The sequence below is a fragment of the Capnocytophaga leadbetteri genome, assembly GCF_003054025.1.
Lineage (GTDB): Bacteria > Bacteroidota > Bacteroidia > Flavobacteriales > Flavobacteriaceae > Capnocytophaga > Capnocytophaga leadbetteri.
The window spans coordinates 1-11,145 of record NZ_QBKG01000028.1; the positions used below are offsets into that span (position 1 = coordinate 1).

Annotated in this window: 11 protein-coding genes and 1 tRNA gene; 7 read left to right on the forward strand and 5 right to left on the reverse strand. The window is 40.8% G+C overall.

Going from position 1 to position 11,145, the window contains the following annotated elements:
* Positions 1–34 precede the first annotated feature (34 nt).
* Positions 35–1,117: a quinone-dependent dihydroorotate dehydrogenase gene (locus C8P65_RS11795; RefSeq protein WP_107782965.1), complete on the reverse strand. Its 1,083-nt coding sequence runs from the start codon at positions 1,115–1,117 to the stop codon at positions 35–37.
* A 93-nt stretch (positions 1,118–1,210) separates the two neighbouring features.
* Positions 1,211–1,292, reverse strand: a tRNA-Tyr gene (locus C8P65_RS11800).
* Positions 1,293–1,554: 262 nt separating this feature from the next.
* Here C8P65_RS11800 and tsaA point away from each other — a divergent pair.
* The 7 genes from tsaA to C8P65_RS11835 all read left to right on the forward strand — a co-directional run bounded on the left by tsaA (position 1,555) and on the right by C8P65_RS11835 (position 8,173).
* Positions 1,555–2,037 (forward strand): tRNA (N6-threonylcarbamoyladenosine(37)-N6)-methyltransferase TrmO, encoded by a 483-nt coding sequence (tsaA, locus tag C8P65_RS11805; RefSeq protein ID WP_107782966.1) that lies wholly within the window; start codon positions 1,555–1,557, stop codon positions 2,035–2,037.
* Between the two features lie 18 nt (positions 2,038–2,055).
* Positions 2,056–3,069, forward strand: a complete 1,014-nt coding sequence (locus tag C8P65_RS11810; protein WP_107782967.1) for a FecCD family ABC transporter permease — start codon at positions 2,056–2,058, stop codon at positions 3,067–3,069.
* Complete coding sequence (locus tag C8P65_RS11815; RefSeq protein ID WP_107782968.1) at positions 3,060–3,818, forward strand: ABC transporter ATP-binding protein; 759 nt, start codon at positions 3,060–3,062, stop codon at positions 3,816–3,818. Before C8P65_RS11810 ends, C8P65_RS11815 begins: the two co-directional genes overlap by 10 nt.
* Positions 3,803–4,552, forward strand: a complete 750-nt coding sequence (locus C8P65_RS11820) for an SAM-dependent methyltransferase (RefSeq protein WP_107782969.1) — start codon at positions 3,803–3,805, stop codon at positions 4,550–4,552. Before C8P65_RS11815 ends, C8P65_RS11820 begins: the two co-directional genes overlap by 16 nt.
* A 136-nt stretch (positions 4,553–4,688) precedes the next feature.
* Positions 4,689–6,752 carry a TonB-dependent receptor plug domain-containing protein gene (locus tag C8P65_RS11825; RefSeq protein WP_107782970.1) on the forward strand — a complete coding sequence of 688 codons (2,064 nt, stop codon included), beginning with the start codon at positions 4,689–4,691 and terminating at the stop codon, positions 6,750–6,752.
* Positions 6,753–6,851: 99 nt separating this feature from the next.
* A complete protein-coding gene (locus tag C8P65_RS11830) occupies positions 6,852–7,937 on the forward strand; it encodes an ABC transporter substrate-binding protein (RefSeq protein ID WP_107782971.1) in 1,086 nt (361 codons plus the stop codon).
* 2 nt (positions 7,938–7,939) lie between these two features.
* On the forward strand, positions 7,940–8,173 hold the full coding sequence (locus C8P65_RS11835) for a MoaD/ThiS family protein (protein ID WP_107782972.1): 234 nt from the start codon (positions 7,940–7,942) through the stop codon (positions 8,171–8,173).
* A 229-nt stretch (positions 8,174–8,402) separates the two neighbouring features.
* On the opposite strand, the gene moaCB is transcribed toward C8P65_RS11835, so the two are convergent.
* The 3 genes from moaCB to C8P65_RS11850 are packed head-to-tail and all read right to left on the reverse strand — an operon-like array spanning position 8,403 to position 10,841.
* Positions 8,403–9,308, reverse strand: coding sequence for a bifunctional molybdenum cofactor biosynthesis protein MoaC/MoaB (moaCB, locus tag C8P65_RS11840; RefSeq protein WP_107782973.1), 906 nt, complete (start codon positions 9,306–9,308; stop codon positions 8,403–8,405).
* Positions 9,309–9,319: 11 nt separating this feature from the next.
* Positions 9,320–9,748: a molybdenum cofactor biosynthesis protein MoaE gene (locus C8P65_RS11845; RefSeq protein ID WP_211305906.1), complete on the reverse strand. Its 429-nt coding sequence runs from the start codon at positions 9,746–9,748 to the stop codon at positions 9,320–9,322.
* Between the two features lie 19 nt (positions 9,749–9,767).
* Positions 9,768–10,841 carry a HesA/MoeB/ThiF family protein gene (locus C8P65_RS11850; protein ID WP_107782975.1) on the reverse strand — a complete coding sequence of 358 codons (1,074 nt, stop codon included), beginning with the start codon at positions 10,839–10,841 and terminating at the stop codon, positions 9,768–9,770.
* Positions 10,842–11,145 lie beyond the last annotated feature (304 nt).

An 11,145-nucleotide genomic window follows, 5' to 3' on the forward strand; every position in this document is an offset into this window, starting at 1 on the left:
ATCTTCTAAATCTTTAAATGATTCTGTAAAACAACTATCCATAATATCTTTTTGACAGCAAAGATACTAAGTTATTTTTAAATGCGAACGCCGTGCAATTAGCATTATTAATAAGTGCTTTATTTATGCGTTTTATTAAGCCTGCCCCCTCGTATATAAAGCCGGTGTAAAGCTGTATGAGTGAGGCTCCTGCAGCGAGTTTTTCTAAAGCATCTTCCTCACTAAAGATACCTCCTACCCCAATGATAGGAAATGTGCCCCCACTCTTCTCGTGCAAGAAGCGTATCACTTCAGTAGAGCGTTGTTTTAGAGGTTTTCCACTAAGTCCGCCTGTTTCTTGTTGGTTAGCCGATATGAGGTGCTCGCGTGTAATGGTAGTATTGGTAGCAATTACCCCTGCTATATGCGTTTGTTGTACTATCTCTATAATGTCTAACAGCTGGTCGTCAGTTAAATCGGGAGCTATTTTTAGCAAGATAGGTTTCTGTTTAGCTTTCTGATTGTTAGCTGTTTGCAGGGTGGTGAGCAATGCCTTTAGCGGTTCTTTTTCTTGCAAGGTACGCAAATTGGGAGTGTTAGGCGAACTCACATTGACCACGAAATAATCAACATAATTAAACAGCGCTTCAAAACACGCCATATAGTCGTCTACAGCCTGCTCATTAGGAGTGATTTTATTCTTGCCTATATTGCCGCCTATCAGCACATTAGTATTCTTTTTAAGTCTTTCTACCGCAGCTGCTACTCCTTCATTATTAAAGCCCATACGGTTGATAATCGCTTGGTCTTCTATAAGACGAAAAAGGCGTTTGGGTGGGTTGCCCGATTGTGGTTTGGGGGTGATGGTACCAATCTCTATAAAACCAAACCCCATATTGGATAGTTCTTTGTATAGTTTGGCATCTTTATCTAAGCCCGCTGCTAAGCCCACCGGATTTTTAAAGTGTAAGCCAAAGACTTCTCGATGCAGTGCAGGATGTTCTACCTGATAGATAGCGCGAATGAGAGCTGGCACACCAGGTAAGCGATGTATCCACTTCAGATAATTGAATGTAAAATGGTGAGCCCTTTCGGGGTCGAGCTTGAAAAGCAACGGACGGATAAGAGATTTGTACATAACACTAAAAAAAGAAGGTCAAAGATAAGCCAGAGCCCTCCTTAACCTCCTAAAATAATTTTAATTTTTAAAACACTTAAATACTATAGCGAGTGGGGAGAACAGGATTCGAACCTGTGAAGGTAAAACCAGCAGATTTACAGTCTGCCCTCGTTGGCCGCTTGAGTATCTCCCCTTTGTTTGGAAACGGGTGCAAAGGTATAGCTTTTTTTTTATATTGCAAATTTTTAATAAACTTTTTTCTTTAAAATTATATTTTATAGATATTTATTTTTCGATAAGGGTTCGGTAATCCTTCGGTGATCCTATAGTGTGTGTATATCTAGTGTGTGTATATCTAAAGTAAAGGGAAAGTACAGAAGAAATTTTTTCTTTTTTTACCTTTACCGTTATGATATTATTATCAAAACTATTATCTTTGCACCCAAAACAGTATTATGAACTTTAGTGTTACCCCTATTGGCTATCTTGAAACACCTTTTGAGACTGTGGCTCATATGCCTATACAGCCTTCGGTAATTGCTTCTTCGCAAGGAAAAGCTGTATTATACGATGAATTTGCTACGGGTCTTAAAGATCTGGATGGCTTTTCGCATATTATTCTCTTATTTTTATTGCACAAAATAGAGGGTTATCAGCTAGAGGTAGTGCCTTTTATGGACGATGTGCCTCACGGAGTATTTGCTACTCGTTCGCCTAAACGCCCCAACCGCATAGGTATGTCGATTGTAACGTTGGAGCGTATTGAGGGTAATGTTATTCACTTTAAAGGAGTGGATATGCTCAACAGAAGTCCGCTATTAGACATTAAGCCTTATTATTCTTATTTTGATAACCGCCAGAACGTTCGTAATGGTTGGTTGGAAGGCAAGATACTAACCGCTGAAAGACTAAAATCGGACAATAGATTTGAAAATTAATGACAAGTAGCAAGCAATATGAAAATAAATAAACGCAATATGTGGCTAATAGGGCTATTGATAGGGCTAATCGTACTATGCTTGTTGTCATTAAGCGTAGGTAGGTATCCTCTACCTATAAGCGATATTCTCGCTTTTGTTTTTAGACAAAAGGTTGTTGATGAGCATACAGCCTTGCTGCTTACGGATGTGCGCTTGCCTCGTGTTGCTGCGGCTCTTTTGGTAGGAGGAGCGTTATCGGTATCGGGGGTAGCTTATCAAGGAATGTTTAAAAACCCGCTTATCAGTCCGGATATATTAGGTGTGAGTTCAGGGGCAGGCTTTGGAGCGGCTTTGGCAATACTGCTTTCGTGGAGTATGTTAGGAATACAACTATCGGCTTTTGCCTTTGGATTGGCCGCTGTACTCATAGCTTTGGCATTGAGCAAACGCATCAGCGGAGTACACAGTCAGGCATTGGTATTGTTGCTTTCGGGCATCATCACTGGAGCTATGTTTGGAGCGTTTATATCGCTTACTAAATACATAGCCGATGCGGAATATAAATTGCCTGACATTACCTTTTGGCTGATGGGCAGTCTAACGAATGTAACCGCTACCCAAGTGCTCACCATTGCTCCTATCGTGCTATTGGCAGTACTACCACTTTACTTTTCGTCTTGGCGACTGAATGTGCTTTCGTTTGGCGAAGATGAAGCCCACTCTATGGGCGTGCAGGTACAGCGGTTGCGCTTGGTGATCATACTCTCGGCTACACTACTCACCGCTACAGTGGTCTCTATCACAGGGTTAATAGGCTGGATAGGGTTAGTAGTGCCCCATATAGCACGTTTTATCATAGGGTCGGACAATCGGTATTTGCTACTCGCTGCCTTTATGTTGGGCAGTAGTTTTCTTATCATTATAGACCTGCTATCGCGTACGTTATCGGCACTCGAAATTCCTTTGGGTATCATTGCCTCTATCATAGGAGCCCCTATCTTTTTCTTTGTTCTAAAATCAGTTAAAAGCAAGCAAAGTGTATGGGAATAACAGTGCGTAATTTATCAGTAGGCTACCAAAATCCTTTGCTTACAGGCGTGCATTTCACCTTACAAAAGGGAGAAATACTATGTGTTTTGGGCAGAAATGGGTCGGGTAAAACCACTTTATTTAAAACCCTTTTGGGGCTGCTACCCAAGCACGCAGGCGAGATACTTATTGACGATGTGCCTCTTGATTCTCAAAACCCTAAACACCTCGCACAAAAAATAGCTTATATACCCCAAGCGAGGAAGATAGATTTTGCGTTTACCGCTTTTGAGGTAGTGCTTTTTGGGCGTACCCCTCACCTGCCCTACTTTAGATTTCCTACAGAAAAAGACAAAGCCATAGCTACTGAAATGATGCAACAGATAGGTATATGGCACCTAAAAGATAAGGCTTTCTCGCAGATGAGCGGGGGCGAACAACAACTTACTATCATAGCAAGAGCCCTCACCCAGCAGCCCACCTATATAGTTATGGACGAGCCCACCTCGGCACTTGATTTTGGCAACCAACTGAAAGTGCTGCAACAGGTGAAAGCCCTACAAAGTCAGGATATAGGTATTATCCTTTCGACCCATAATCCTGACCACGTTTTCCTCTGTGATTCGAAAGTGGCAGTAGTGAAAGACCATACTATAGCTGCGCTTGGCACTCCTGATGAAGTGATGACCGAGACATTGCTAAAAGACCTCTATGAGGTAGAAATAAAGATTATTAATCAAAAAAACAGAAAAATATGTTTCCCGTTGTAATAATTGGTATGGGACCTGGCAACCCTGAGCTGCTGACCTTAGCGGCTAAAAATGCTCTGGAAGAAGCAGATGTTATCCTCTTTGATTGTATGCCTGATGATACATTGCTGAAGACCTTTCAGTTTAAAGGTGAAATTATAGCCATTGACAAGAAAATCGACCCTACCGCTATGGTAGACACTATGGAAAAACACTACCGTGCAGGCAAAAAAGTATGTAGGCTAAAACCTGGTGATGCATTGATGTTTAACGGAGGTGGCAAAGAAGTACGTGCGCTAAAAGCTAAAGGTATAGACTTTCGTATGATACCCGGTATTACGGCTTCGTGTGCTGCGGCTAATATCTTTGCAGTACCCATTACCGAAATGGACGAGAGCGATGTGTCGGTAAACTTCGTGTATCACGATAACGAGACAAACCATAGTCTGCTAAAGGATTTGGCTGGCATACTGAAATACGGTAGCACCATACACATTTACTTTGCTAATACCGACTGTATAGGGCAAATTGTTGAAATTATTACCTCAGTAGGAGTAACACTTGATATGCCCGTAGTGGTGGCCTCGCGTATTTCGGCAAAGGACGAGACCTCAGTAAAGACTACTTTGGGCAAGGTAGAAGCTACTTTGCGCTCTTTGGATATGAAGCGACCTATGCTGTTTATAGTAGGTAAATACGTAGAGATACTCTCAAAAAAGCAGATTATTCCTTTTTTAATGACAAGTGAGCATTAACATTTTTATTACATTATGTTTGTATATTCATAACGGTTTTGTATCTTTGCACCATGAAAGGAGCTTGTATAAGCTCTCTTTTTTAGATAACGTTATGCAATATATTACATAACACATTAATAATTAACCATTAATAATGAAACGTTTAGTATTTACATTTGCTTTGCTTTCAGCAACTTTACAAGCACAGGAAAAAGTAAAAGACTCGGTAGCTGAAAAGCATTACGACTTGCAAGAGGTTACTATTTTAGGACAGCCTACCCAAAAGAGTTTATCAATACCTACCCAAAAATTACGTATTGCCGACCTACAGCACTACAACAAAACCAATGTGGTAGAAGCTCTCAACTTATTATCAGGTGTAAGTATCGCCCAGTCGGGTGGACGCAACGAAACGAACATACGCCTTAGAGGGATGGACAGCAGACGTACTCCTGTGTATTACGACGGGGTGCCTATCTATGTACCTTATGATGGCAACTTTGATTTAGGGCGTTTTCTTACCTATGACATCGGCAGTATTTCGGTAGAAAAAGGTTTAGTATCAGTAAAATACGGTGCTAATGCTATGGGGGGTGCTGTAAATATAGTATCGCGTAGCCCTCAAAAAGAATTAGATATCAATGGTACTTCAGGCGTTGGTTTTGCTGATGGTGCAGGCGTAAACTCTTACTTCACAGGGCTAAACGTAGGCACTCGTAAAGATAAATATTACGCTATGGTATCGGGGTCGTTTAACAAACGTGAAAACTTTGTACTTTCTAAAGACTTTGAGCCTACTCGTACCCAACCCGAATACATACGCCGACATGCTGAAACTTTTGATAAGAAAATAAGAGCCAAAATAGGCTATACCCCTAACGAAACCGACGAATATACCTTAGGTATGGTAACTCAACAGGCACATAAAGATATATCGCCTAATGTAAATGGGGGTATCTTTAGAGACTACCCTATCTACAACAAAAACATTCTGTATCTGAAGAGCAAAACCCTTATTGCTCCTAAGATCTTTGCTAACTTCACTGGTTATTACGACACCTATTACAACCAGATGAACGCTTATGATAACGATAAGTACCAAACTATAAACAACGGCTTCTCGTCTATTTACGATGATTACTCATTAGGAGGTATCCTCACTTTTAGCACTGAGTATTTCAAGTATAACGCACTTAGCCTTAGCATAAACGAAAAGTACAATCACCATAAAGAGCACGACCGCGAGATAGCTGCTAATCCTTCGATAGGGCAACGCTTTAAAGCGGGTAGTCCTGTACAAAATATGAAAGACAATGTGCTATATATAGGGCTTGAAGACGTGATAACCTTTAACAAATACTTTAGTGCTGTAGTGGGAGCCGCTTATAACCAACAGCAGAACATCATAGCTGAAAAATACGGTGCACGCACAAGAGGGGGTACCCCAGAGCTATACGCTTTTGACAAAGGTAGCGATCACGCTTTCGACTACAAAGCAGGTATAGTGATTTCAGCAGTTGATAATCATAATATTACTATTTTTATAGCTAAGCGCTCTCGTTTTGCTTCACAAAAAGAACGCTATTCTGAACGTTTAGGAGCTGCAATCCCTAATCCTGACCTAAAATCGGAATATGCAAGAGTGTACGACCTTACTTATACAGGCAGAATACTCAATAATAAATTGCAATATGAGGTATCTGGCTTTATCAATGAGGTAAAAGACGCTATTTATGCCAAGCCTGTAGAGATTAGAGCGGGCGTACTAAGAAGTCAGAATATCAACATTGCTAACGCTACCTACAGAGGGGTAGAAGCGGCTCTAAGCTATAGTCCTAATCAATACTTAACTGTAGGCGGACATTACAGTTTTATAGAGATGAAAGACCAAAGTGATGATAATGACGAGAAGTTTACTGATATACCTGCTTTCAAATTAGTAGGCTTTGCAACCTTTAGTATTCCACAGCTAAAAACAGCCTTACACCTGAATACTGAAACAAGTGCTAAACGCGATTTGGGTACAGATAGAAGGGGTAACCCTATAGGCTACGCCCCTGAATATACAGTCCTAAATGCTAAACTAAGTGTAATGCTATACAAAGGCCTCGAAGCAAACTTTGGTGTAAATAACCTATTCGACCGCAATTATTACCTAACTATAGGATACCCTCAAGAGGGGCGTAACTTCATCACAGGCTTATCTTATAACTTTTAAAATTTTTGTTTTTACTCTTAATAGAAATGCTTTGGTAGCAGTCTATCAAAGCATTTTTTATTATATTTGCAGCGTTTTTCAATTTTTTATACTTCCACTATGAGAAATTATGTATATCTTTTTATTGCTATCTTACTAATGATAGGGTGCGATAATACCCCTAAAAAACAAACAGAAAATACTTCTGCTGAAAAAGTAACTCTTACTGATATGGCAGGACGCAAAGTGCTAGTACCTAAAAGCATTAGCAAGGCTTTTATAGACCGCTCCTCAGTGCATTTAATCTATGCGCTCGATACGCTACTACCTGTAAATAGGGTGTTTAACTACAACGATTCCGAAAAGAAGTACCTAAAAAAAGGTTTTTACGAAGGAAAACCCTACGTAACAGGTACGCCTATTGAAGAGATTATCAAGCTACAGCCTGAGGTGATACTGCTAACGGTATCGCTACAAACAGAAGCCGAACGAGCTAAAGAAATAGAGCGAGCTGACATACTTCAGCAGAAAACAAAGATACCCGTAGTGCTATTTAGCGGCGATTTTGAGCAGTATACCCAAGCGCTTACCCTCTTAGGGACGCTCTTGCACAAGGAGAAAGAAGTTCAAGAACTCAATGCTTTCATAGAAAAATACTGCTATAGCATTCCTAAAGTAGTAGCTACTATACCCGAAGCCAAACGCAAGACTATCTACTATGCCGAAGGAATGAACGGATTGCAAACCGAACCGCCTACCTCATTGCACAGCTATCTTATCAACTATACAGGGGGTAAGAACATTGCTGAAGTAGAGTTACTCCCTGGCAAAGGCAAGACGAATGTATCTATCGAGCAAATATACCGCTGGAATCCTGATATGATATTGGTATGGTCGGGTAATTTTGACGATTTGTACAGCTATAAGGCTATCCGCCAAGAGAAGATATGGCAACAACTGCGCGCCGTAAAGGAAAACCAAGTATACCAAGTGCCTTGGCGTCCTTTTGGCTGGATAGACCGCCCACCGGGGTTAGGACGTGTTATGGGTAGCATATGGTTAGCAAGCCTAACTTACCCCGAGTATTTCAAAGGTGATATCGTACCTATTACCCAAGAGTTTTTTAAGAAGTTTTACCACTACGAGATGGATTATATAGAAACAAGAGACATCATAGGGGCTCAACCTGATATAACAAACAAATAACAATGATAACAATTAAAGTATTCGGAAAACTGACAGAAGTATTAGGTACTGATACCTATACTACTGCTTTCACTAAAAAAACAGTAGCTGAGCTCAAAGCCCAGCTACATACAGCGTTTCCTGCACTTAGCAGTATGACCTATTTTATAATTATCAACAACCAAAAAGCAAGCGATGAGGCAATCATACCCCCTAATGCCGAATTGGCTTTACTCCCTCCCTATTCCGGAGGATAATGATAACTAACCATCAAAAATTGACAAATCTATACTATAGGTTTGTCATTTTTTTTTTGCCGCATACTTAGCACAAAAGTTATGGTATAGAGTATACCTGCTATACCCCACCCTATTTTACCCGATGTACTATTACTGCTTATAATTAGGTACCCTATTACCACTAATAATACTATTAAGATAACTTTTCTATTTCTCATAAGCCTTTCGTATTTCGCAATTCGTCTCTCTACTCGTGCCTTGCGCCTTTAAGTACTTTAAAGATATGCAATACCGCAGGGAATATAGCCTCCATCGACTCGGCAGCTCCTTTGGTTGAACCTGGCAAGGCAAGCACTAAGCTATTACCTATGGTACCGACTACACTGCGCGAAAGCATAGCATAAGGGGTACGGTCTTGTCCGTAGCTGCGAATGGTCTCAGCTATTCCCTCTATTTCTTTATCTAATAACGGACGTACAGCTTCAGGAGTAACATCACGAGGAGATAAGCCAGTACCTCCTGTGATAAGTACTAAAGAGGTACCTGCACTTACAGCCTCTTTCACACGTCTCTGTATATCAGCTACTTCATCGGGTATAATAGTGTAAGTAGCTGGAATAACATATCGTTCTAAATGTGCTATAATTGCCTTGCCTGCTTTATCTTCTTTCTTGCCCGCAAAAATACTATCAGAACATACTATTACCGATGCCGTAAGCCCTTCGGCTGCTTCTTTGTAGTCTGTTTTACCTCCTTTCTTCTCTACTAAACGGATATTGCGTATTTCTATGCCTTTGTCAATAGGTTTTAACATATCGTAAAGAGTAAGGGCTACTACCGAAGCCGCGTGCATTGCCTCTACCTCTACCCCTGTTTTGTAGATAGTGTGCACCTCTACAAAAATATGTATCTCTAATTCTTTTACCTCAAAGCTAATATGTGTATATTCAATAGGTAGCGGGTGGCAGTCAGGTATCATATCGCTGGTGCGTTTAGCAGCAAACAGTCCTGCTGTCTTGCTCATCTCGAATACATTCCCTTTGGGTACTTGATTGTTTTTAATAGCTGCAATAGTGCTTTCGGCACTTACGGCTACTACTGCGGTAGCGATAGCTTGGCGCAGGGTATTGCTTTTATGCGTAATATTAACCACTTTATTTTTTATTAATTGTTAGTTTTCCATTGATATGTTCCATCTCCAAAGAGTTCTTTGCCAAAGATAGGTACTTCTTTTTTGATACGGTCTACCATTTCATCACAAGCTTGTATGGCTGCCTTCCGATGAGGGGCTGAGGTGAAGACGAAAAAGCAAAGTTCGCCTGCCTTTATCTCGCCCAACGAATGGTAGATATGCGCACACGATAGTTGGTATTTTGTGATGATATATTCGCGTATTTCAGCTACTTTTTCGTTTGCCATATCCTCATAAGCGGTAAAGAGGATAGCACTTACCGTTTTGCCCTCAATCTGGTCAGCACGTACCTGTCCTAAGAAGATACTATGTCCGCCTATTTGCGTCTTTACCTGATGTTTAGCTATGCTTTCTGCCACCAACGCAGCAGGTATAGCTCCTTGTTTAAAGATGTTTTTCATATTATATAGGGTTTTATGGTTACACATTAACTAAAGGCGAAAAGCCTTGTTTAAAACTCTTTAGGTCTTTGTCAGCCAATACTTCTTTAGCAAAATTCAGGGCTTTCATACTGCGCACACCTGCTACACATACAAAGCAGATATGGTCATACGCCTTTAGTTGTTCCCATTGGGTAGGCAGTACCGAGAGCGGTAATGATAAAGCCGTGTATCGGTCTATTTTTGGCTGTTCATCCTCTTCGCGCACATCTACCAAAACGGCTTTTTCTTGGGTTAAGAAAGCGTCAAGAGCTTCAACTGTGGTGAGTTCGTCTCCTACAGGTTGGTGACAGAAGGCGGGATAGTTAAATTGTTGTACTTCTTCAGCAGTAGAGGGAGCTTTTTTGTCCGTCATATTGTATTTTATTTTAGTAAGTTGATAATTCTGAGTATTAAACAGCAATAAAGTATGAATAAGTGCGTTATCGAGGTCGCCTATAAGGAGTTTCACCACTTCATTTGCCTGAAAATGGGCTATCATCGACGAAATAGTGGGCAGAATACCCGCCTCATTACAAGTAGGCACTTCATTAGGCTGTGGCGCTACGGGGAAAAGGTCGCGGTAAGAGGTCGTATAGCCGTCTTTTTCAACATTGAAAACGCTCACCTGCCCCTCATAATGATACAACGCTCCATACACCAAGGGCTTGCGAGCGATAGCACAAGCATCAGAGAGCAGGTAGCGCACACTAAAGTTATCTGTGCCATCAACCACCACATCATAATCGGCTATAGTGCTAAACACATTGTCAGCTGTCAGGGCATAAGGGTAAGCGTGCAGTACCGTCTGAGTGTTGCGCGCTCGCAAACGCGCTACAGCGGCATCGGTTTTAAGCATCCCTACGCAAGCCTCGTCAAAAAGAAATTGGCGGTGCAGGTTATGGGCTTCTACTTTGTCAAAATCAACTAAGCCCAGCGTGCCCACGCCTACTGACGAGAGCAACTGTAGTAGCGGACAGCCTAAACCGCCCACTCCTACTACTAACACCTTGCTTTCCAGCAACTTCTGTTGGTTATCAGCTCCAAAAAGCTGTATCTGTCGGGTATAACGCATAGTTCGTTACAAATTGATAGCACAAAGGTAAATATTTTTTTCCAAATAAACAAATTTCATTCGTCTAAACTATATAAGTTTTTTTAGCTATTTCATAATTTATATTAAAAATTCCGCAATTATACCTTGAGTATAGGAAGGATATACAATGAATATAGGAAGGATATAGGAATTGTCATATCCTAAAATAGGTTTACACTAAAAAAAGGAAAAAATATGACAAAAGGGCGAGCAGAGATAGTTCGGTACAGTGATTGCTTTAAGAGAGCTGTCATAGAAGAAATAGAGAAAAAAGGCTTAAGTA

Coding starts and splice junctions, on each gene's coding strand:
- C8P65_RS11795 (WP_107782965.1), bottom strand. CDS start 1,117: ATGTACAAATCTCTTATCCGTCCGTTGCTTTTCAAGCTCGACCCCGAA.
- tsaA (WP_107782966.1), top strand. CDS start 1,555: ATGAACTTTAGTGTTACCCCTATTGGCTATCTTGAAACACCTTTTGAG.
- C8P65_RS11810 (WP_107782967.1), top strand. CDS start 2,056: ATGAAAATAAATAAACGCAATATGTGGCTAATAGGGCTATTGATAGGG.
- C8P65_RS11815 (WP_107782968.1), top strand. CDS start 3,060: ATGGGAATAACAGTGCGTAATTTATCAGTAGGCTACCAAAATCCTTTG.
- C8P65_RS11820 (WP_107782969.1), top strand. CDS start 3,803: ATGTTTCCCGTTGTAATAATTGGTATGGGACCTGGCAACCCTGAGCTG.
- C8P65_RS11825 (WP_107782970.1), top strand. CDS start 4,689: ATGAAACGTTTAGTATTTACATTTGCTTTGCTTTCAGCAACTTTACAA.
- C8P65_RS11830 (WP_107782971.1), top strand. CDS start 6,852: ATGAGAAATTATGTATATCTTTTTATTGCTATCTTACTAATGATAGGG.
- C8P65_RS11835 (WP_107782972.1), top strand. CDS start 7,940: ATGATAACAATTAAAGTATTCGGAAAACTGACAGAAGTATTAGGTACT.
- C8P65_RS11845 (WP_211305906.1), bottom strand. CDS start 9,748: ATGAAAAACATCTTTAAACAAGGAGCTATACCTGCTGCGTTGGTGGCA.
- C8P65_RS11850 (WP_107782975.1), bottom strand. CDS start 10,841: ATGCGTTATACCCGACAGATACAGCTTTTTGGAGCTGATAACCAACAG.